This window comes from Caballeronia sp. LZ024 (assembly GCF_031451455.1).
Lineage (GTDB): Bacteria > Pseudomonadota > Gammaproteobacteria > Burkholderiales > Burkholderiaceae > Caballeronia > Caballeronia telluris.
The window spans coordinates 2,467,090-2,489,674 of sequence record NZ_JARUXL010000001.1 but is presented as its reverse complement, the minus strand read 5'-3'; the positions used below and the strand labels follow the sequence as shown (position 1 = coordinate 2,489,674).

The 22,585-nt window shown below is 58.7% G+C and carries 17 protein-coding genes; 13 read left to right on the top strand and 4 right to left on the bottom strand.

Annotated features, from left to right (window positions below; translation table 11 throughout):
- Positions 1–349 precede the first annotated feature (349 nt).
- The 6 genes from QCE48_RS11245 to QCE48_RS11215 all read left to right on the top strand — a co-directional run bounded on the left by QCE48_RS11245 (position 350) and on the right by QCE48_RS11215 (position 7,507).
- Positions 350–1,783, top strand: a complete 1,434-nt coding sequence (locus tag QCE48_RS11245; RefSeq protein ID WP_309787770.1) for a TolC family protein — start codon at positions 350–352, stop codon at positions 1,781–1,783.
- Between the two features lies 1 nt (position 1,784).
- Positions 1,785–3,083: a copper oxidase gene (locus QCE48_RS11240; protein ID WP_309787771.1), complete on the top strand. Its 1,299-nt coding sequence runs from the start codon at positions 1,785–1,787 to the stop codon at positions 3,081–3,083.
- Positions 3,084–3,140: 57 nt separating this feature from the next.
- The gene (locus QCE48_RS11235; protein WP_309787772.1) at positions 3,141–3,488 is read left to right on the top strand and encodes a copper-binding protein; all 348 of its coding nucleotides are present in this window, start codon (positions 3,141–3,143) and stop codon (positions 3,486–3,488) included.
- A 73-nt stretch (positions 3,489–3,561) separates the two neighbouring features.
- On the top strand, positions 3,562–3,936 hold the full coding sequence (locus tag QCE48_RS11230; RefSeq protein ID WP_309787773.1) for a copper resistance protein CopC: 375 nt from the start codon (positions 3,562–3,564) through the stop codon (positions 3,934–3,936).
- Positions 3,936–4,880, top strand: coding sequence for a CopD family protein (locus QCE48_RS11225; RefSeq protein WP_309787774.1), 945 nt, complete (start codon positions 3,936–3,938; stop codon positions 4,878–4,880). Before QCE48_RS11230 ends, QCE48_RS11225 begins: the two co-directional genes overlap by 1 nt.
- Before the next feature lie 1,418 nt (positions 4,881–6,298).
- The gene (locus QCE48_RS11215; RefSeq protein ID WP_309788348.1) at positions 6,299–7,507 is read left to right on the top strand and encodes an MFS transporter; all 1,209 of its coding nucleotides are present in this window, start codon (positions 6,299–6,301) and stop codon (positions 7,505–7,507) included.
- A 111-nt stretch (positions 7,508–7,618) separates the two neighbouring features.
- Here the strand turns inward: QCE48_RS11215 and QCE48_RS11210 are convergent, their stop codons facing one another.
- Positions 7,619–7,855 (bottom strand): cation transporter, encoded by a 237-nt coding sequence (locus QCE48_RS11210; protein WP_309794135.1) that lies wholly within the window; start codon positions 7,853–7,855, stop codon positions 7,619–7,621.
- Positions 7,856–8,033: 178 nt separating this feature from the next.
- Complete coding sequence (locus tag QCE48_RS11205) at positions 8,034–8,480, bottom strand: Cd(II)/Pb(II)-responsive transcriptional regulator (RefSeq protein WP_309787776.1); 447 nt, start codon at positions 8,478–8,480, stop codon at positions 8,034–8,036.
- Positions 8,481–8,755: 275 nt separating this feature from the next.
- Between QCE48_RS11205 and QCE48_RS11200 the strand changes: the two genes are divergently transcribed.
- A complete protein-coding gene (locus QCE48_RS11200; RefSeq protein WP_309787777.1) occupies positions 8,756–10,759 on the top strand; it encodes a heavy metal translocating P-type ATPase in 2,004 nt (667 codons plus the stop codon).
- Between the two features lie 392 nt (positions 10,760–11,151).
- The gene (locus tag QCE48_RS11195; protein WP_309787778.1) at positions 11,152–11,877 is read left to right on the top strand and encodes a hypothetical protein; all 726 of its coding nucleotides are present in this window, start codon (positions 11,152–11,154) and stop codon (positions 11,875–11,877) included.
- 258 nt (positions 11,878–12,135) lie between these two features.
- On the opposite strand, the gene QCE48_RS11190 is transcribed toward QCE48_RS11195, so the two are convergent.
- Together QCE48_RS11190 and QCE48_RS11185 are read right to left on the bottom strand one after the other, a co-directional pair.
- On the bottom strand, positions 12,136–13,461 hold the full coding sequence (locus QCE48_RS11190; protein WP_309787779.1) for an Nramp family divalent metal transporter: 1,326 nt from the start codon (positions 13,459–13,461) through the stop codon (positions 12,136–12,138).
- 630 nt (positions 13,462–14,091) lie between these two features.
- Positions 14,092–15,300, bottom strand: a complete 1,209-nt coding sequence (locus QCE48_RS11185) for a permease (RefSeq protein ID WP_309787780.1) — start codon at positions 15,298–15,300, stop codon at positions 14,092–14,094.
- Between the two features lie 449 nt (positions 15,301–15,749).
- Here QCE48_RS11185 and QCE48_RS11180 point away from each other — a divergent pair, with 449 nt between their 5' ends.
- From QCE48_RS11180 to QCE48_RS11160, 5 genes are all read left to right on the top strand, one after another.
- Entirely contained in the window at positions 15,750–16,112 is a 363-nt protein-coding gene (locus QCE48_RS11180; RefSeq protein ID WP_309787781.1) for a hypothetical protein, read from the top strand.
- A gap of 91 nt (positions 16,113–16,203) precedes the next feature.
- Entirely contained in the window at positions 16,204–17,499 is a 1,296-nt protein-coding gene (locus tag QCE48_RS11175; protein ID WP_309787782.1) for a TolC family protein, read from the top strand.
- A gap of 11 nt (positions 17,500–17,510) precedes the next feature.
- Positions 17,511–19,037, top strand: coding sequence for an efflux RND transporter periplasmic adaptor subunit (locus QCE48_RS11170; RefSeq protein WP_309787783.1), 1,527 nt, complete (start codon positions 17,511–17,513; stop codon positions 19,035–19,037).
- Positions 19,034–22,240: an efflux RND transporter permease subunit gene (locus QCE48_RS11165; protein ID WP_309787784.1), complete on the top strand. Its 3,207-nt coding sequence runs from the start codon at positions 19,034–19,036 to the stop codon at positions 22,238–22,240. The genes QCE48_RS11170 and QCE48_RS11165 overlap by 4 nt, the downstream gene beginning before the upstream one ends.
- Complete coding sequence (locus QCE48_RS11160) at positions 22,237–22,584, top strand: copper-binding protein (protein WP_309787785.1); 348 nt, start codon at positions 22,237–22,239, stop codon at positions 22,582–22,584. Before QCE48_RS11165 ends, QCE48_RS11160 begins: the two co-directional genes overlap by 4 nt.
- The last annotated feature ends 1 nt before the right edge of the window (position 22,585 follow it).

The window sequence follows — 22,585 nt, the reverse complement described above, 5'->3', positions numbered from 1 at the left end:
TGCCGGCCGAGAGCGTTCCGTCAGTAACCGGCGCCTACCAACCGTTCCGAGACGAGCCGGTCGCGTCTTGGCGCGAGCTCAACAACGCCGTAGCCACGCCAGCCAAGAAGCGTGGTGTGACTGGCATGCCGGGAATGGGAGGGATGGGCCACTCGAGGATGCCCGCCCGAACGGCTACTCGCAGCGCAAAAACTGACGGGACGAGCAGCGACGGGAAGGGGCAAACGAACTACGACATGATGGCCGGAACGGACCATTCGCAAATGTCCCCGAATGCAGTCCCCGCCCCTAAGACGGGTGCGGCCGGTGACTACAAGAAAGGGCACATGAATCACGAGGGCATGCACGAATGAACCAGCACCTTTTTCCTGCTGGCCGTCTGGTCGCGACCGTAAGCGTCGTCGCGGTGCTGGCCGGGTGCACGACATTTTCCAAGGACGGCGGCTTCAACACAGTTTCTAACGTCGCGTCGGAGCGATTGGGAAAGGATGCTGTCGTCGTAAAAACTGACGAAGACCGCAACGCGGTCTTCGAGCGAACCAAGGAATTGTTGGCCAAGCCGCTCTCAATGGACGATGCAGTACAGGTCGCGCTTCTGAACAATCGCGGATTGCAGGCTTCTTACGGCGAGCTCGGCATCTCTGAGGCTGACCTCGTGCAGGCTGGACGCTTGCCGAACCCTAGTTTCACATTTAGTCGGACGCATTCCAGCAACGATTTGAGTATCAGCCGTACGTTCTCAATCGGCATTTTGAGTATCTTCACACTGCCGCTCGCCACTCGAATTGAGAGCCGTCGTTTTGAGCAGACGAAACTGCTTACTGCCGACGCCATGCTCAAGGTCGCCGCTGACGCTCGCCGCGCATACGTCACTGCAGTAGCTGCGCAGCAGTCGGTTGCTTATGCAGAACAAGTCAGGGATTCGGCAGAGGCGGTCGCAGAACTCGCGCAACGGATGCAACAAGCAGGCAACTTTAGCAAGCTCGACTACGCTCGGGAACAGGCGTTCTACGCCGACTCGGTGGCTCAACTAGCCAAAACGCGTCAAGAAAGCGTCTCAGCCCGCGAGAGGTTGACCCGTATCTTGGGGCTGTGGGGGTCGGGTGCCCAGTACCAGCTTCCGGACCGTCTGCCGGACCTTCCCGCGTCGCGACCTGATTTGAAAGACTTGGAGAGCTTTGCGATGCAAAACCGGCTGGACATCCAAGCGGCGCGGTTGCAGACGCGAAGCGTGGCCACGTCGTTGGGTTTGACTAAGGCGACACGCTTTATCAACGCGCTTGATGTCGGCATTCTGAATAATTACGAGACCGACAAGGGCCACGAGCACGGCTACGAAATCAGCGTCGAAATCCCCATCTTTAACTGGGGCGGTTCGAAGGTCGCGCGCGCGGAAGCAATCTACATGCAATCGGCGAACCGGTTGGCGGAGACGGCGGTCAACGCTCGCTCGGAGGTTCGCGAATCATACTCGGCCTATGCAACCGGATACGACGTGGCCAAGCACTATCGCGACGAGGTTGTCCCGCTGCGCAAAACAATCTCCGACGAGCTTTTGCTTCGCTACAACGGCATGCTCGCAAGCGTTTTTGAGTTGCTGGCGGATTCACGCGAGCAGGTCGGCGCTGTCAACAGCTATATCGAGGCGCTAAAAGACTATTGGATTGCCGAGACTGATTTGCAGCAAGCAGTTGGTGGTCGCCTTCCTGCGCTCGCAGTGGCTCAGTCTCAGCCTCGGCCTCTGACGCAACCTGTGTCGCCCACAAATACTGAAGGTAAATGAAATGGTTTCACGTCGAAACTTCATCGGCGGCTCGGGTGCTGCTCTGCTTGGCGCCGCCCTTGTGAGCAAGGCCGGAGCTGCGTCGTTGCCGGAAGCTCCGAGCATGGCGAGCGTGGACATGCAGCCGCCGTTGTCGCCGCCTAATGGCCGCCCCTACACGCCGGTCGCGACGCTCAACGGCTGGTCGTTGCCCTGGCGCATAAAGAACGGCTGGAAGGAATTTCACCTAACGGCCGAGCCGGTCGTGCGGGAAATGGCTGCCGGGATGAAAGCGAACTTGTGGGGCTACAACGGCCAATCCCCAGGCCCGACCATCGAAGCTGTCGAGGGCGACAAAGTTCGCATCTTCGTGACGAACAAGCTGCCGGAGCACACCACGGTGCACTGGCACGGGATGCTCCTGCCGTCCGGCATGGACGGCGTCGGAGGTTTGACGCAACCGCACATCCCGCCAGGCAAGACCTTCGTCTACGAATTTCAACTCGAAAAACACGGGACGTTTATGTATCACCCGCACGCGGACGAAATGGTCCAAATGGCGATGGGCATGATGGGTACGTTCATAGTCCACCCGAAGGACCCGAACGTCCTGCGCGTCGACCGTGATTTCGTTTTCATTATGTCCGCGTACGACATTGACCCCGGGAGCTTCACGCCCCGTGTGAACGAGATGACCGACTTTAATATGTGGACGTGGAATTCCCGCGTGTTCCCGGGCATTAACTCGCTGCCGGTCCGTATGGGCGACCGCGTTCGCATCCGATTCGGCAATCTAACTATGACCAATCACCCAATTCACCTGCATGGCTACCACTTTGAAGTAGCGGGCACGGACGGGGGCTGGATACCGCCTGGCGCGCGTTGGCCGGAGGTGACAGCAGACGTGGCTGTGGGCCAGATGCGAGCCATTGAATTCACGGCGAACCGGCCCGGCGACTGGGCGTTCCATTGTCACAAGTCGCACCACACGATGAATGCCATGGGGCATCAGGTCCCGAACCTGATTGGCGTGCAGCAGAAAGACCTGGCAAAGCGCATCAACAAGCTTGTGCCGGACTACATGGCAATGGGGAGTGCGGGTGGCGCGATGGGTGAAATGGAAATGCCGTTGCCTGATAACACGTTGCCCATGATGACCGGAACAGGTCCGTTCGGACCGCTCGAGATGGGGGGTATGTTCACGGTGGTGAAAGTTCGAGAAGGCTTAGGCCGAAACGATTATCGAGACCCTGGTTGGTACAAGCACCCGAAGGGCACCGTCGCATACGAGTACACCGGCGACATGTCGTCAGAAAGCTGATTTTCAAAGCATACGGCGTACCGCAGATTTTTCTTAAACAGAAATTGGAGAGAGAGCATGAAGCAGACGTTTATATCGATTGCATTAGGACTTGCAGTGGCTACCTCTGGCGCGGCTTTCGCCGCCGGCGAAATGGGCAACATGGACATGTCGAGCGGCGCAAAGCAGACCGGGGCGACCAATCCGTCGATGTCACATGGTGAAGTCAAGAAGGTGGACACGGCATCGGGAAAGTTGACCATCAAGCACGGTCCGCTTGAAAACCTCGGCATGGACGGCATGACGATGGCCTTCAAAGTAAGGGACCCGGCCATGCTGTCGCAAGTCATGGTGGGAGACAAGATTGACTTCGTCGCTGAGGAAGTCAATGGCGCGCTGACCGTCACGAAACTGCAGAAGCAGTGAAGGCCGGTTGGAGCATTGGCGTGCGGCAGCGTTTCGATGAGCCGCACCAGCGTATTTTCAGGGAAATTCAGAAATGAATGCATTGAAAAGAAAGTTCATGGTTACGGCATTCACGACCGGTGCCATCGCGTTGGCCCCAACTATTGCGCTCGCACATGGGAGGCTTAAAAGCGCCGAACCGCCTGTGAACGGCACCGTGTCGGCGGCACCGAGCGCATTGCGCCTGACGTTCAATGAAGACCTTGAGCCGGCATTTAGCACCGTCAAGCTGACCGACGGAAGCGGAGCCGCTATCGGTGGCGAAAAAGCCAAGGTTGATGCCGAAAACAAGCGCGTTTTGACGCTTGGTGTCCCAAAGTTGCCGGCCGGTACATACTCGGTGCAATGGGCGGTGATGACGGGCGACAGCCACAAAGCGAAGGGCACGTATAAATTCTCGGTGAAGTGATGAACTACGGGTCCTTAGACATCGCACGCCTGGTTCTGATTGCGCTGCAAAACCTCGCATTTGCCACGATGGTGGGTGCCTTGTTGGGCGCGCGGTGGTTGAAGGGAACTGCGCCCGGATGGCAGGTGCGCGTATCTGCAAAGCTCGCATCTGTCTTTAAAGCCTCGGCCGTAGCGGCGTTGGTGTCGAGCACTTTCGGGTTTTGGGTGCATTGTGCGTTGATGAGCGAGACGTCACTTCAGGACGCTTGGCCTGCCGTGCGTTCCATGGTGATAAAAACGCAATTCGGCCATATTTGGGCAATCGGGACGGGACTGATATTTTGCGCCGTTGCGGTGTCGTTCATAAGGGCAAGGCGCCTAGATATACCCGCTCAGCCTCTTATGTGGCTCGTCATAGCTGGAGTGGCGTTGGCAAAGAGCAATGCGGGGCATCCGGTCGATGCGGGAATTCTGAGTCTTCCGGTATGGGCCGACTGGGTGCATCTTCTCGCGATTAGCTCTTGGGTTGGAATGGTTCTCGTTGCAACATTCATCGTTTCGCCGGGGATTTCTCTCGCCCGGCCAACTGAGCTCTCCGGCGCAGCAACGTTTATTCAAGCAATGTCGGACGCGGCTACCGTTGCGCTTGTCGCTTTGTTCTTGACTGGCGCCTACAACGGGTGGCGCGGTGTCAGTGCGCCCGAAAACATTTTTGGTTCGTGGTACGGTCTGGTGCTCGTCTTTAAGCTCGCACTCGTGCTAGTCGCGGCGGCACTAGGAGGCCACAATCGATTCTTCGAGATGCCTGCGCTGCTTGCTTCGTTACGCGGCACGTCTTCGGACAATCAGGCGCGCCATCTGAAACGCTTTTCCACGGTTCTGCATGTCGAGTCGTGGGTGCTAATTGGCGTGATTGCCGTTGCGACGGTCCTCGTATCGAGCCCGCTTCCCGGTACAGAGTGACTTCTCCTTTCGGGTCCGGTATCTCGGAAGGTCTTGCGGTTCTATCGGACTGCGTCCGGACTGCGTCCGATATATCCACGCGATGATTCTATGCGGGGTTGCTGTAACTATAAGTTTATCGGCGGACGAGCGCGGCGAGTCATTCTTTGGGCCAAGGGCGTTTCCTCTGGGCCTTTTTTTTACAAAGGCGCATTTGGCCACGAGCAACTCGTTCCATCGTTGGTTGGAACCGGGTCGCGAATCGTGAACTATAAAGAGCGCGCCGATTGTCTCGTGTGGGTTCTTTTGAAGACGCCTCCGCCGGGTAACGCGAGATGACAACAGTCACGTACCTGGCCTCCGCATTGCTCGATGTGGTTGCCGGTACTTCAACCGGACCTTCCACTGGAGAACAACATGCCACACGGACAGCTTCAATCTTGCATCTCAGCTTGCGACGCCTGTGCTACTGCCTGTGACCACTGCGCTGCATCTTGCTTATCTGAGGGTCATGCAACGGAGATGGCCGCTTGCATTAAGCTTGACATCGACTGCGCTGCGGTGTGCAGGCTGGCATCTGCCGCGATGGCGAGGAGCAGCAGCCACGTTAAATCCATTTGCGCGCTTTGCGCCGAACTCTGTGAAGCATGCGCTGCAGAATGCGAGAAGCACGAGGCCGGGCATTGCAAACAATGCGCTGCTGCTTGTCGAAAATGCGCCGCCGAATGTCAAACAATGGGCTGACACCGAAACCGGCGGTGTCGACAGACGTAGGGATTTCGCTGCTATTGCTTCATCGCCGGTCCGAACCACGTCCTCATTTCCAATGCTCAACATGGCGCGTTCATTACATGTTAGTCATCTTGCCGTAACTAGGTGCGACGTGTTTTCAAATTAGTTTAGGAAGAGTGACTCGGCTTTTACCTGCCCAGAACCGGAATCCATGGACTTCACAGGTCCGTCGCCTGCTTTGTAGAATCATTGGCAAGCGTATTGGGCAAGTTCGCAGCAAGGCGAGCGAGCACGCGCATCTGATACGCTTGCCCCGACAGCGCTGCAGCCACGGCTGACGGCCACGTTTAAGGAGTCGTGCAAACGACGGCCTTGTGACTGATTCTCGATAATGCGACCGTCATGAACTAGGTTCCATGGGTCCGACGACCCAATTCCGGGGGTCTTCGGATTCTCGCGCCCGACCACTTTAATCTGACTTGACCGCTTTTTCGGAAGAACAGTGGTCAATTAGCTGCGTCGCATCTCAAGGTCCGGGCGACGAGCGTTGCGGACGTGCGGAGGACGCAAGCTAGTTGTGCTGAAATTGCGAGATGCCGGTCGGGCGCAGCAATAAGCATCGTATTGAACTAAAAAATCACCCAGCACGCCTGCCTCTCGCGGTAGGCTCGACTATCCACATCTTTGGTTTGAGAAAGGCATTTCCAATGCAGACTGAAGAGCGGCGGACAAGGGTTCTTCGACAAATTCCACGCAGTGTGTGGGTACTTGGGTGTGTCAGCCTGCTCATGGATGTTTCTTCCGAAATCATCCATAGCCTGTTGCCCATGTTTCTCATGGCGAGTCTCGGTGCTAGTGCAACGACCATCGGCTTGATTGAGGGACTCGCTGAGGCGACAGCCCCAATCGTCAAGGTGTTCTCAGGTACCCTCAGCGATTACCTCGGTAAGCGCAAATGGCTTGCAGTTGCGGGATACGGATTGGGCGCACTAAGCAAACCGCTATTTGCAGTGGCGCCAACCATCGGTATCGTTGTAACGGCGCGCGTCATAGACCGGGTTGGAAAAGGTATCAGAGGTGCGCCGCGCGATGCTCTCGTGGCCGATGTCACGCCGCCGCATCTGCGAGGTGCAGCATTTGGTCTTCGTCAGTCGCTTGACACCGTCGGAGCGTTCCTCGGACCGTTGCTTGCCGTTGTAATCATGCTGGTGTGGGCAAATAACTTCCGGCTCGCGTTCTGGCTCGCCGTCATTCCCGGTCTGCTCGCAGTAGCCCTGTTGACCTTTGGCATCGAAGAGCCAGCGCGGGAGGCGGGCACAAAGCGGGTCAATCCTGTTCGCTGGGACAGCATTAGGCAGCTCGGCGCCAGCTATTGGTGGGTAGTCGGCGTGGGTGCGGTATTCGCACTGGCTCGGTTCAGTGAAGCTTTCCTCATATTGCGCGCCATGGGCAGCGGAGTGCCGATTGCGTTGGTCCCGCTGACGATGGTCGCCATGAACGTCGTGTACGCGCTGTCAGCCTATCCGTTCGGAAGACTCGCCGACACGATGAACCACGTCCCATTGCTGGTCGCTGGTCTCGTGATTTTGATTACTTCGGAATTGCTCCTCGCCCACGGCTCCCACTGGAGCGTCGTGCTCGTGGGTGTCGCGCTGTGGGGCCTGCATATGGGGATGACGCAAGGGTTGCTGGCCACGATGGTTGCTCATACCGCGCCTGCGCAACTGCGTGGCACCGCCTTCGGTTTCTTCAACCTGCTCAGCGGCATCGTTACGCTTGCGTCTAGTGTTATTGCCGGTGCCTTGTGGGACGGCTTTGGTGCAGCTGCCACTTTCTATGCGGGAGCAGGTTTTTGCGTGCTGACCATCGCGTTGCTTTTGTCCGGAAGGACGCCTGGCACTGCGGCGGGTCGCTGAGCCGGCGTGCCTGAAGGGATGCCAAACGTGCCATCTTCGCCTTGACGGTGACAAGCCACACGGCAATAAAAAGGTTCTGCAATCACAATCGTGCTGAGATTGAAGGTCTTCCTACTTAGTGACGGTGTGTCGCGCTGACTGCGCCGGCCCCGGCAACAAGAACCGCTGAATTGCCTCGAATAAAATCCAAGCCGAGATGATGAGGAACGCACACCCATTCACGAACACCGCGAGGACTTCGAGCCGCTTGTGGCCGTACAAAGTTGCGCGGTCGCCGGATGCCGGCCATAGTGAAAAGCTATGAAGCTGAGTCCGAGGGCTGCCATATAACCTACCTGTGGCCCGCATCCGCCAACAGGGCCAGCGAGCCCGACAGGCCGCCTCCGATAACTCGACGAACATCAACAGGGCGCTGATGAACTCCCATCCGATGCGTCGCGGGGCTGTTACGCCACGCAGTTGGTTGCGACTACAAACTCCGTCATTTAGAAGACGCTCAGCCAGCAGCAGGGCATCTGCGTGTTGCCTAACCTAGGTGGGAAGTGTTTGCATTCGGCTGGGCACTCTCCATCGACGTCAGCCTGTGAATAATTCCGCAGTTCGCAACCGGCTGTTCCCCCGCGCATCGTTCCCGCAGCGCGATTAGCTGCGCTCGGAGCTGAAGCAGTTCGTTGATACGCGTATTGACGTGCTCAATGTGCTCATCGACCAACGCGTTGACGACACCGCAACCGGTGGCCGGACCATCGGCGGCCTTGAGCAGCGAACGAACCTCGTCGTGCGTCATGTCCAAGGCGCGACAGTTCCGGATGAAACGCAGACGGTCAATGTGGCCCTCGTTATAGCTGCGGTAGTTTTTTTCCGTCCGGTCCGCCTCTGGTAGCAGACCTTCCTTTTCATAGAACCGGATTGTGTCGGTCAGATTGTGCTGGCGGCGCAGAGCACCACGACGAGTCCGAATGCAGACCGTCATCCTCGGACGGTCACGCCCACTGCTGCAAAGGCGCGTCTGACCACGAGCATAAGCACGAACACGGCCATGGCCACAGCCAGGAGCATGGCAATTGTCATTTTCATGCGGCCGGCGACAGCTGCTGCGCACCCGCAGCCGTTTCTCTTGGCGCCCTAGCCGCACCGGCTGCCGTTCGCGATACTGTCCGGACGCAAATTCGCGTGCTCCAGATGGACTGCCCGACGGAGGAGGCGTTAATCCGTAGAAAGCTGACAGGCATGCCGGCGATTAGGGGAATGGAATTCAACCTGATGCAGCGAGTGCTGACGGTTGTCCACGAGCCCGAGGCGCTTACCTCGGTACTCGAAGGCTTGCGGTCGCTGGGATTTACGCCCGAACTGGCCGGTGCAGGTGACCGACCGGCGAATGTGCCGCAATCTGAGCACACGCCGTGGTGGCCGCTCGCACTTGCCGGCGCCGTCGCAATTGGTGCCGAAGCCGCCAGTTGGCTCGGGCAATCGACATGGCTCGTTGCCGCGCTTGCTTTGCTCGCGGTATTCGGCGCCGGCCTGACGACGTACAGGAAGAGCTGGATTGCCGTTCGCAACGGCAACCTGAACATCAACGCACTGATGAGCATTGCTGTTACGGGCGCGCTGCTTCTCGGCCAGTGGCCGGAAGCAGCGATGGTCATGGTGCTGTTCACGATTGCGGAACTCATCGAGGCCAGGTCGCTCGACCGTGCTCGGAATGCCATCCATGGCCTAATGCGGCTGGCGCCGGAGAAGGCGACGGTCAGACAGGCAGACGGGACTTGGGCTGAAGTCGAACCGAATTCCGTCACGCTCGGCTCAGTCGTGCGAGTAAAGCCGGGCGAGCGCGTCGGTCTCGATGGCGAAATCACCGGCGGTCAGTCGACCATCAACCAAGCCACCATCACTGGCGAAAGCCTTCCGGTCGAAAAGGTGGAAGGGGACGCCGTGTTTGCGGGAACAATCAATGAATCCGGCTCGTTCGAGTACAAGGTCACGGCAGCAGCGAACAACACAGCGCTGGCGCGCATAATTCACGCCGTTGAAGAGGCACAAGGTTCGAAGGCTCCAATACAGCGATTCGTCGACCAGTTCGCGCGCATTTATACGCCCATTGTGTTCGTTGTGGCACTTGTTGTTGCGGTAGTGCCTCCGCTACTCTTTTCTGGAAGCTGGTTCGACTGGATTTACAAGGCGCTTGTCCTGCTCGTCATTGCTTGCCCCTGCGCGCTGGTTATCTCGACTCCGGTCTCGATTGTCAGCGGCCTCGCGGCAGCCGCGCGTCGCGGCATCCTTATCAAGGGTGGTACTTATCTGGAGCAGGGACGCAAGCTTAAGTGGCTCGCGTTGGACAAGACTGGAACCATCACCCATGGCAAACCGGTTCAGACGGAGTTCGAACTCCGTGTCACGGACATCGATGCTTTCCCCGTCCGCTCACTCGCAGCGAGCTTGGCAGGCCGTTCCGACCACCCCGTATCGATGGCCATCGCCCAAGCTGCGGAAGCTGACAACATACCGCAACACCCGGTCGAGCAATTCGAAGCAATTCCAGGGCGAGGCGTTCGCGGCTTAGTGAACGGAAGGAGTTACTCGCTTGGCAACCACCGCCTCGTCGAAGAACTCGGCCGCTGCTCCGCGGAACTGGAAGAGCGACTTGACGCGCTTGAGCGTCAAGGCAGAACGGTTGTGATGCTAATTGATGAAGTTCGCGTGCTGGCGCTCTTTGCCGTAGCGGATACTGTCAAGGACAGCAGCCGCGAGGCGATTTCGGAGCTTCACAAGCTTGGTGTGCGCACAGCAATGCTGACCGGCGACAACCCTCACACAGCGCAGGCAATCGCGCAGCAGGTCGGCATCGACCAGGCTGAGGGCAATCAGTTGCCGGAAGACAAGCTACGCACGGTGGAGCGGCTGTCTGGCAACTCAGTGATGGTTGGTATGGTCGGCGACGGCATCAACGATGCCCCGGCACTTGCGCGAGCCGATATCGGATTTGCAATGGGAGCAATGGGAACAGATACGGCAATCGAGACGGCAGATGTCGCGTTGATGGACGATGACCTAAGAAAAATTCCCGCGTTTATTCGTTTGTCGAAGGCAACACACTCGATTCTTGTGCAGAACATTACACTAGCACTCGGAATCAAAGGTGTCTTCCTTGCATTGACGCTTGTCGGTTACGGAACCATGTGGATGGCCGTGTTCGCCGACGTCGGAGCGAGTCTGCTCGTTGTCGGCAATGGCCTTCGTCTGCTACGCAAGTGACCAGACGGACCACGTTAACAATGGATTGAACAAACCCGAGGTTATGATGGGATGGTTGGAAAGAATGCGTGGCGGCTATCACGGCGGCCGCGTAGCCGCGATTACGGATATCGCGTTCGCACGAGGGTGGACATGGACGCAACGGCGGGCACGGTGATGGACGTGGACACGGCTATGCTCACCGTGAGGACCAGACATCGGGAAGGACACCCGCCAGCCCACCCTGTTCAGAGCGCAGTTATCTTCCCCCAGTGCAAGATGGCGAATTCCCAAGGCGCGCGCTTTTGCAGTCAATGCGCTACGTTGCTCGTTCCGGCAGCCTGCGGGAAGTGCGACAGCGCGCCGGTAGCGGCTGTGAAGTTCCGTAGCCAGTGCGGCACTGCGGCGACCTGATGACGCCCTCCGTCAAGCTAGCAGTTCTCACGGTTTCTCCGCTAATTGCAGCAGGCGCGGGGGCGTTCGTCGCGTCGATTAAAACGCCGGGCGCTCGCGCGACGAGCGTCATTCAGCACTTCACCGGTGGTATTGTGTTCGCGGCCGCAGCCCTTGAATTACTTCCGCAGGACAGAACGCACTCCACAGCGCCAGTTGTCATTGGATTTGTTCTCGGCCTGATACTGATGCTGACCATCCGACAGTTGTGTACCAAGCTGGAACGGCGGTTTGAAGATTCGAGCCTGCCGACGGGTCTGATTATCGTGACTGCCATTGACCTCATCGTCGATGGCCTTGTGCTCGGAATAGCATTTTCTGCGGGTGAAGAGACGGGCCTAATACTGACGGTAGCGCTCACTCTCGAAGTGCTCTTCCTCGCGCTGTCGGTGGGTACAGCGCTCGCCGCTGCGCGCGTTCGCAGGTTGTGGACTCTGGGCGCGCCGGTTTTGCTGGCGGCGCTGCTGAGCATATCCGCGGTCGGCGGTCACGTGTTGTTCGCCGGCCTGCCGGCGAACTTCTATGCAGTGCTGCTGGGTCTCGGAACCGTCGCTCTTATCTACCTTGTCACAGAGGAACTGCTGGTCGAAGCGCACGAAGTACCCGAGACGTCAATTGCCACCGCAGCGTTCTTCCTGGGCTTTATTGTCTTCTTCATAATCGAGGCATCCGTCAAGACAGGATGAGCTGCCCGTTTCATGACTTCTGTCATCTTGCAATCATTCAAGCGCTCCGTCGCTTCTTCATACCGGTGCCAGTAGTTGCTTGGGCGAGGGCGGTCAAGGAGAAGACGATGGAAAGGCCGATATTCACGGTAGTAGTAACCCTCGTCGCAACGGGCGACGCCCCGGCGCAAGCTGCAAATATCTGGGCTTTCGCGCGAATAGTCCGACCAACCTTGGCATCGCTGCGTATTGATTGTGAAGGTCCACCGACCGTTCACGCTAGCCAGATAATAGCCGTGACAAACCCGGAAGTGAGCCTCGGAACGTTTGCAGCAGCAAAAACGCATTGAGGGATAAGACGATGGCGGCTGCTACCGTGGCCAATATGGTAGTGCCCATGCGGTTCTTGCGGACGCCCATGATGTCTCGTCGACAACTGAACCATAGCAGCGCCATCATCGGAAACGGCAATGCAAGACTCAATACGACCTGGCTTAAGACGAGCGCGTTGGTAGCGTTCACCCCGAAACCGACAACGACAAAACTGGGCACCATTGTGACGACCCTTCGGACCCAAAGCGGAATACGAAAGCCAATGAAGCCTTGCATAATAATCTGGCCGGCCATTGTACCCACGACCGAACTCGATATCCCGGAAGCGATTAGCGCCAGGAGAAAAATGCCCGCGGCCCCTATGCCCAGCAGCGGCCCCAGTGTGTGGTATGCCGTCTCGATTTCGGCGATATCAGGGTGTCCCTCGTGGAATGCGCCGGAAGCCATGATGACCATGGCCATGTTTATAAGACCGGCAGTGGCCAATGCGATGATGACCTCGATGTTCGAATACGCGAGCAGCGTGGTGCGTTCAGCTTCTGTCTTAGGTAGCACGCGACCTTGAGTCAAGGCCGAATGAAGAAAAAGCGCATGTGGCATGACGGTCGCGCCAATAATGCCGACAGCAATGGTGAGCGCTTCTGAGTCCGGGAGATGCGGCGAAAACGTATGGACGAGGACGTCGGGCCACGTAATCGGTACGATGAATAGCTCGGCCAGGTATGAGATGCCAATCACGCCGACCAGTCCACCAATTGCCAGTTCGAGTGGACGAAATCCCGCGCGCTCAAACAACAGAAGTACGTAGGTCACGAGAGCGGTGACTACCATGCTGGCAAACAAAGGCATGTGGAACAGCAGGGACAGGCCGATTGCTCCGCCCAGAAACTCGGCCAAATCCGTTGCCATCGCTGCTAACTCGCTCACACCCCACATGAAAAGGACGAGCGGCTTGGGGAAGTGTTCGCGGCAAAGCTCCGCGAGGTTTCGACCGGTAACTATGCCGAGTTTTGCGGAGAGCGCCTGAAAGAGCATAGCTATCAGGTTTGCCAGCAGCACAACCCAGAGGAGCGAATAGCCGTACTTCGCGCCAGCCTGAATGTTCGTCGCGAAGTTGCCCGGGTCCATGTACGCGATTGAGACGACCACGGCCGGTCCGACAAATGGCAAGAGCAATGGCGCCCCTCCGCCTTCGAGCCGCTCTCGTATCGCCGATGTGGTTCGCTCTGTGAGCGGCTTACGCCTGCCTTTGTCACGAGCGCGGTCGTCCATAGCAACTCCACCGATACCTGCGAGCAGACTCGTCGAGACTTCTGCCGCAACATCATTTCTAACATGAAACTTTATCGGTGACTACGTGCCCCAAGGTTTTCGCTCGAGCCGAATCAAGCCCAGCGAGCAATTGAACGGGGAGCGCATCCATTGCTTGTCGTTGCACCGCACCGATAGGCGCCAGTCTTCACCGCGTGCTGCTAGCTGGCCGCGTCACGAATTGCTTGCCAGCAGCTGGCGCAGCGCCCTCGCTGCATGCGGTTCGTCTACAACCATGTCGCTCGCGCGTCGTCAGCAGCGACACAAGGACGGCCTGAACTCGAACTACGTTGATGACGCCGCCGCGTTGACCGCGCTCAAGCCGACGTCGGCTGCGTGATATCTCCAGCGTCCCCCATCAAACGTCGATTCGTCACCTCTACATAGCGTACGGGAATTTTTCGGCCGGCGGGCGGGCTTTCCTCGCTTCATGCTCAAGCGGGCCGCGCAGAGCTATTCCCTGTGGCGCAACGGCTTTACCTCGCATGGCCGCAACTGTCCGAAGCGAAACAGGAACCTGACTTCCGAAGCTCAGGAATCCCCGGGCTTTGGGATGGGAAGGGCGTCAAGCTGAAGTTCCCTGCATGTGAATCAGTGCGATGGGTCGTGATGATGGTGATGGGCGTCGTTATGTGCAGCCTGATGCCCATGACCGCTGTGGTCGTGCTGGCCGCCCTCCATCATGCGCATCATCTCCGGACCACCGGTCCTGAAAAATACAATCGTCAACACGATGAAGATTGCACCAAAGATGATGTTGAGCACGGTGGTGTAGTTGAATGTAATAGCTGCGTTGACGACTGCTGTATGCCGTTCCGTCGGAACCCATCCGAGCGACTGGAACAGCGCTTCAACCACAAGTGCGGCTGAGACCATCGCGAGATAGAAGGTCACAGCGAGAAAGCCGGTCATCCGGCCCCCGTAGTACTTCCTGTAGATGTTTAAGATGGGAAGAATGATGAGGTCGCCAAAGATGAACGAAGCGACGCCACCGAAGCTGATACCACCATTCCACAGCACGGCGGCGAGGGGCACATTTCCCACGGAACAGGTAAACGACGCGACGGCAATCAGGGGTCCGACAAACGCACCCCAAATCATCGCGGCCGTCGGATGACTGACGAGGAAGAATTTCTGCCAGAAGCTGTCCGGAACCCAGGAGGCGAGCGCGCCTGCGACGAGCAATCCAATCCCGATGTCTCGCCAAAGCATCGACCAGTTCATCACGTAGCTGTGACTGATTGCTATCCATCCAGTTCTGGATGAGAGTCGTTGCTTCCAGTTCCCGTGCTGTTCGCCCATCGACATAGCGGCATGACCTTCCATGCTGCCGGCGACTCCCTTGTCCGCCTGCTCGATGGCCTTCTTCTTCGTAGAATCTTTGAGGAAGACCCGGAAGAGCAGCACCAGAACGACAATCATGATTGGGCCGCCGACGAATTCGGCGGCGGCGAATTGCCACGAAATCAGCACCCACATCAGCACGCCCAGTTCCAGCACCAGATTCGTCGCGGCGAACTGAAACGCCATTGCCGCGGTAAAGTCGCCGCCCTTACGCACAATTGAGCGAGCCATGGCGACAGCAGCGTAGGAGCATGAGGAGGATGCCGCGCCTAGCAGGCTGGCCACGGTCAGCGACCGGGCGGATGAGTCAGGCAGCAGCCTCGACATTTCGGACTTCGAGACGGCAATCTCAATCACGGCAGAGAACAGGAACCCCAGGCTCAAGCCCCAGAAAATCTGCCACAGCATCGTGAAGGCCATCCAGAATGCATGACCGAGCGCGGTGACAATCTGCATCGCAACCTCCTGTGTCGAAACTCCTACAAAAAGCCGCGCACGGCTAGAAACGAAGACGCGGTGCGACGACTATCCGAGCCGCACTTCATTTACCTTCTTAACCGATGGAACTGCCAACTGACCTTTGAGTGATAATTCGCAACCTCAGTGAAAGCGACCAGACGCTCTCATTGCGAAGCCGAATCGACCTCCAGGATTCTTCTGGTGATGTCGAGCTTTCCCGTCGGACTGACAGGAGTGACCGGGCGCGTAGTCGAATTGGCGCAACCGACGCGTGACATATCCGTCACTTTGAATTCCATTATTACTTTCATTAGCAACTCGCGGACCCAAGCATCAACCTTCCCATGACAGGAATGTCAAGGGCTGTATTCTCGCCCGATTTGGTGACCTGGTGCGACGACAAAGTCCACGGAACATGGGTAAAATGACGTCGATATAATTCAGCCATGAAATTTCTCCGGACATTGCTTCTCCTATTGCTTTGCGCTGTGCTGCCCATTAGTGGGCTGGCGGCCAGCGGCTTGACTGGAGAATGTCCAATGCAGATGAGCATGGGCGCCGATGATGGCAGTGCAATGCCTTCGGAGATGCCTGGGTGCGAGACGATGAAATCCTCGCAACCGGCGAAAGCCAAAGGCTTCCTCTGCAAGGTAACGGCGCAATGCCAGCTTGGTAGCCTGTATCATCCGGTGTCCACGACTGAAGTAACCCGTCCCGCCGGGCTATCCATCGCCGTCGTATTCCACTACGCACAGTCGCTGACCGTCCGTGAACTGGCCGGTCTCTGGCGACCTCCGCGCGCCATCTAATCCCTTTCTGACAGGTTCACCGCACTTGCGGTGAGGTCGTCCTGCGTTCAGGACGTGGATTCCTTTGGGATTCCGCCGTTGGGGTTAGAACATGCCTTTAACTATTGGCACGCCGTCATACCGGCGTGCAGCACTGCGCGCGCGTTCGCTTTTTGCCGCGCTGATTCTCGCGAGCGTCGCCGCGCACGCGCAGGAAACGCCCGTCACGCTCGATGCGGCACTCCAGTCCGCTACCGACCGCTCTTCCGCAATGGGGGCTGCGCAGGCCTCGGTGCGTGCCAGTTCAGAGGTGGCTGTAAAAGCTGGCCAGTTGCCGGACCCAATGCTGAAAGCCGGCGTCGACAACCTGCCTGTGACCGGACAGCAGAAATACACCATCGGCCAGGACTTCATGACGATGCGCCGTATCGGCATCGAGCAGGAATGGGTATCGAGCGACAAGCGGCGGCTGCGGTCCGCATTAGCGAATGACGTAGTGGACCGCGAGCGGGCCGGCTACCTCGCCCAGCTGGCAAATACGCGCCAGCAAACAGCCACGGCGTGGCTGAACGCCGTGTATGCGAAGAAAGCCGTAGTGCTGCAGCAGGAACTCGTTGGCCACATGACCCATGAGCTGGAGGCGACCAAAGCGTCCTATCGAGGAGCTAAAGCAACGGCCGGCGATGTGACACAGGCTCAGGCAATGCTTGCACAGACGCAGGACCAGTTGCTCAAGGGCCAGCAGACGTTTCAAACCGCGCTCATCGGCCTTTCTCGCTGGACGGCAACACCCGTTTCTGATGTGACCGGCGAGCCACCGGCGCCACAGTCGTATGTCTCGTCCCTACCTGCCGATGCGCTGCGCGAAGTCCAGCCAGCACTTATCGCCGCGTCAAGGGACATCGCCGTAGCGGATGCTGATACCGCGGTTGCCAACAGTGACCGCAGTCCCAACTGGACGTGGGAGGTGTCGTATCAGCAGCGCGGCGGGGCGTACTCGAACATGGTGTCGGTCGGCGTCAGCATCCCGTTGCCTATCAATCGCAAAAACCGTCAGAACCGCGATGCCGCCGAAAAGGCGGAACTCGGCACTAGGGCCCGTCTGATGTACGAGGATGCGCAGCGTCAGGTGGAAGCGGATATTCGCACGCAGGCGGCAACTCTCGCCAGCGGTCGCGAACGTATTGACAACCTCCGCAATTCCCTGCTGCCCGCTGCGGACCAGCGCGCTCGACTCGCGACTGCAGCGTACAGGTCAGGCACAGGCTCGCTTGCGGACACCTTCGCTGCCAGGCGCGCGCAACTCGACTCCCAGCTTCAGGTGCTCGACCTGCAGCGAGACGTATCGCAGACATGGGCTCAGCTCGAGTACCAAGTCGTACCCGCCTCGATGTCCGTGAGTCAGTGAAGGAGAACAACATGCAGAAGAAACAACTGGCACGCTTGGCCCTGATAGTGTTTGCCGCTGCGGCGTTGCTCGGGGCCGGCTATGTCGCCGGCACGCATCGTTCGGCGATGAGTGGCGAGAGCGCTCTTGCGGCTACACCTTCCGGCGACAAAATCGACCCGAAGACTGGCCGGAAGGTACTGTACTGGCACGACCCGATGGTGCCAAACCAGCATTTCGACAAGCCGGGCAAGTCACCTTTCATGAACATGCAGTTAGAGCCGGTCTACGCTGATGAAGGTGGCTCGAACGGCATCAAGATTGACCCGAGTCTTCAGCAGAATCTGGGCATTCGCTACGCAACGGTGCGTCGGCAGGAAACAACGGACGGATTCGACGCAGTGGGTACTACGCAGTTCGATGAGTCGAAAGCTGATGTCGTCCAGTCGCGGGTGACCGGCTACATTGACCATCTTTACGCCAGCGCGCCGATGCAACGCGTAACGAAAGGCGCTCCGATTGCGTCCCTGTTCGTTCCAGACTGGCTTGCGCCGCAGGAAGAGTATCTGGCGCTGAAACGTGGCGGCATGGACGACGGCATGCTCGCGGCGTCACGTGCGCGCATGCGGGCGATGTCGATTCCGGACGGTGTGATTGCAAGTCTCGACCATACCGACAAGGCACAGACGCACATCACACTGTCTGCACCAGAAACCGGTGTGCTGACCGAACTGAACGTGCGCGATGGCGCGATGGTGTCGCCCGGTCAGACGCTTGCGAAAGTGTCCGGACTCAGCAGGCTGTGGCTCGTTGTCGAGGTGCCCGAAGCCCTGGCCCTCCAGGTTCAACCAGGGATGACCGTGGACGCCGTGTTTGCCGGCGACCCGGCGCAACATTTCATGGGGCACATCCGCGAAATCCTGCCGGGCATCAGCACGAGCAGTCGCACGCTCCAGGCACGCCTCGAAATCGACAACGCGAACTTCAGATTGACGCCGGGGATGCTGATGCGGGCGCGCATCGGCGCCGCGAAAAAGGTTTCGCGGTTGCTGGTTCCCTCGGAAGCCGTCATCACGACGGGTAAGCGGTCGGTGGTCATCGTCAGGAATTCCGACGGCAGGTTGCAACCTGTCTCGGTCACCGTTGGCAACGATGCCGGCGACGATACCGAGGTAAGCAGCGGCCTGACTGAAGGCCAGCAGGTCGTCGCATCCGGCCAGTTTCTGATTGACTCAGAAGCGAGTCTGAAATCCGTTCTGCCGAAACTCGAAGCAACCGCACCGAGCGGTGTTAGCGCGCCGGCTCCGGCATCTGCCGCGGCAGCGCCGCAGACCTACGACACCACAGGTAAGGTCGAGCAGGTGACGGCCGGAGACATCACGTTTTCACATCAACCCGTTCCAGCGCTCGGCTGGGGCGCGATGACGATGGCATTCGGCAAACCCTCGCCGACGGCGTTTCCAGACGTGAAGCCTGGCGAGACCGTGCACTTTGTTTTCAAGCAATCTGACGACGGCTACCAGTTGACCAAGGTCGAACCGGTCGGAGGCGCCAAATGATTGCGCGTCTTATAAGGTGGTCTATTCACAACCGCTTCCTGGTTCTGCTCGCGACCGTGCTCGTTACGGCATGGGGCGTCTATTCGGTCACGCAAACGCCGCTCGATGCACTGCCCGACCTGTCCGATACCCAGGTCATCATCAAGGCGTCGTATCCTGGCAAGGCACCGCAGGTCATCGAGGACCAGGTGACCTATCCGCTTACGACCACGTTGCTTGGTGTGCCTGGGGCCAAAACCATCCGCGCGTATTCGTCGTTCGGCGATGCATTCGTCTACGTGCTGTTCGACGACAAGACCGACCAGTACTGGGCACGCTCGCGCGTGCTCGAATATCTGAATCAGGTGCAAAGCCGCCTGCCGCAGGGCGCGACTGTTTCGCTTGGCCCTGATGCAACTGGCGTGGGTTGGGTCTACGAATATGCACTCGTCGACAAAACCGGGCAACACGACCTCGGACAACTGCGCGCACTGAACGACTGGTTCCTGAAGTTCGAACTGAAGTCAGTGCCGGACGTGTCTGAAGTTGCAAGCATCGGCGGCATGGTGCGCCAGTATCAGGTTGTGCTCGACCCGGACAAACTCCGCGCCTACAACATCACGCAGGGGATGGTGGCCGACGCGCTCGGCAAGGCGAACCAGGAATCCGGTGGGTCTGTCGTCGAAATGGCCGAATCGGAGTACATGGTCCGCTCGTCAGGTTACCTGCATACGCTCGACGACTTTCGCAACGTCGTACTGCGGACGAACGATGCCGGTACCCCGGTTCTGCTCGGCGATGTAGCCCGGATTCAAATCGGACCGGAGATGCGACGGGGTATTGCCGAGCTGAATGGCCAGGGGGAAGTTGCCGGCGCCGTCATCGTCATGCGTTCCGGCAAGAACGCGCTGACGACTATCGATGCGGTGAAGGCGAAACTGGCCGACCTGAAGCGCTCGTTGCCGGCTGGTGTCGAAGTCGTGACCACCTACGACCGCTCCCAGCTCATCGAGCGCGCGGTGGATAATCTCAAGGACAAGCTCATCGAGGAATTCATCATCGTTGGGTTGGTCTGCGCGGTGTTCCTGTTCCATTTGCGCAGCGCGTTCGTGGCGATTTTGTCACTGCCGCTAGGGGTGCTGGCCGCCTTCATCGTGATGCGCTATCAGGGGGTGAATGCGAACCTGATGTCGCTGGGCGGCATCGCAATTGCCATCGGGGCGATGATTGATGCGGCCATCGTGATGATTGAGAACGCTCACAAGCATCTCGAAGCGTACGACCACGAGCATCCGGGTGAACCAATAACGACGGCACAGCGCTGGGAACTCATCGCGACATCTGCAGCGGAGGTGGGGCCGGCGTTGTTTTTCTCGCTGCTCATCATAACGCTGTCGTTCATTCCGGTGTTCTCGCTCGAGGGGCAGGAGGGGAAGCTGTTTTCGCCGCTGGCTTTCACCAAGACCTACACCATTGCCGCTGCTGCCGGGTTGTCAGTGACGCTGGTGCCCGTGCTGATGGGCTATCTGATTCGAGGTCGCATTCCCTATGAGAACTCGAACCCAATCAATCGCGTACTGATTCGACTGTACCGACCGTTCCTGGAAGCGACGCTGCGGCGGCCGTGGGTTGCCATTGGTTTGGCGGTCGTTGCGCTGGCCGCTTCGGTGATTCCGCTTTCCCAGCTCGGCGGCGAATTCATGCCGCCGCTTGATGAAGGCGACCTGCTGTATATGCCGACAGCGCTTCCGGGAATCTCCGCCGAGAAGGCCAGCGAACTGCTGCAGCAGACGGACCGCCTTATCAAGACTGTCCCTGAGGTCGCAACGGTCTTCGGCAAATCTGGGCGGGCGGACACCGCGACTGACCCGGCACCGCTCGAAATGTTCGAGACGACGATTCAGTTCAAGCCGCGCGGCGAGTGGCGACCAGATATGACGCCGGAGAAGTTGATTGATGAACTGGACCGGACGGTCAAGGTGCCTGGCCTCTCGAATGTGTGGGTGCCACCTATTCGGAATCGTCTCGACATGTTGTCCACCGGCATCAAGACGCCCGTTGGCGTCAAGATTTCGGGCCCAGACCTCACACAAATCGACAAGGTTGCGGCCCAGGTCGAAGCAGCGGTCAAGGGTGTTCCGGGCGTCACATCGGCGTTGGCTGAACGACTGAACGGGGGCCGCTACGTTGACGTCGACATCGACCGACTCGCGGCCGCTCGTTACGGGCTTGCCGTGGCGGACATCCAGTCGGTTGTGTCCTCGGCCGTTGGCGGTGACAACGTCGGAGAAGTGATTGCCGGCCGTGAGCGGTTCCCCATCAACATCCGCTATCCACGCGAAATTCGCGATTCCCTCGAGAAACTGCGTCAGCTACCAGTCGTCACGGGCCGCGGGGCACAAATCCAGCTCGGCGATGTGGCGCACATCACGATTGCCGACGGTCCGCCGATGATTCGTAGCGAGAACGCCCGTCTTTCCGGCTACGTCTATGTGGACATCCGTAACACGGACCTGCAATCGGCTGTGAAGGCGATGCAGCGCGCTGTCGCCGATAAGGTCGTATTGCCCCCCGGTTACTCGATTGCCTGGTCCGGACAGTTCGAATATCTGGAGCGCGCTGCCGCGAAGTTGCGCACGGTCATTCCGGTGACGCTCCTTGTCATCTTCGTGCTGCTGTTTCTTACTTTCAACTCCGCAGCCGATGCGCTGTTGCTGATGTCGACCGTGCCATTCGCTTTGGTCGGTGGCTTCTGGCTCATCTGGATTCTGGGCCACGCGGTATCTGTCGCAACCGCCGTTGGATTTATCGCGCTCGCGGGTGTCGCGGCTGAGTTCGGCGTCGTGATGCTGCTCTACCTGAAGGGCGCGCTCAATCGTCGGCTGGAGCTTGGCGAACCGCTAACTGAGGCGCTTCTGTTCGATGCAATTCGCGAAGGCGCCGTGTTGCGCGTGCGTCCGAAAGCGATGACGGTTGCTGTCGTGCTGGCTGGTCTCATCCCCATCATGGTCGGGCACGGCGCCGGTTCAGAAGTCATGCAGCGCATCGCCGCACCGATGGTAGGCGGCATGGTCACGGCGCCAATCCTTTCAATGTTCGTTATCCCTGCAGCCTGGTTCCTGCTGCAACGCCGCCGCGCGCGAAGGCTTGGCCATGCGCGGCACCCCCATGCAGTACCTTCCGGCATGAAAGTGCCATCTACCCAGACTGGAGAAACTCAATGAAAAAGCTGATTGTTGCGTCTGTTGCTCTTGCAGCTATCGTTGCTGCGCCCGCGTTCGCTGGTGATGATATGGCCGGCATGGACATGTCCAAGCCGTCGGCTTCGAAGACGTCATTGAACACTGCGCTCACCGATGCGGAGGTCAGGAAGGTGGACGCTGCGACCGGCATGGTCACGCTGAAGCACGGCGCGTTGGAGAACGTCGGGATGCCGCCGATGACGATGGCGTTCAAGGCGAAGGATGCCGCGATGGTCAAGCAGGTTCACGAGGGCGACAAGGTCAAGGTCCGCGTCGAAAACGTCAACGGCACCCTGACCATTATGAAACTGGAAAAGCAGTCGTGAT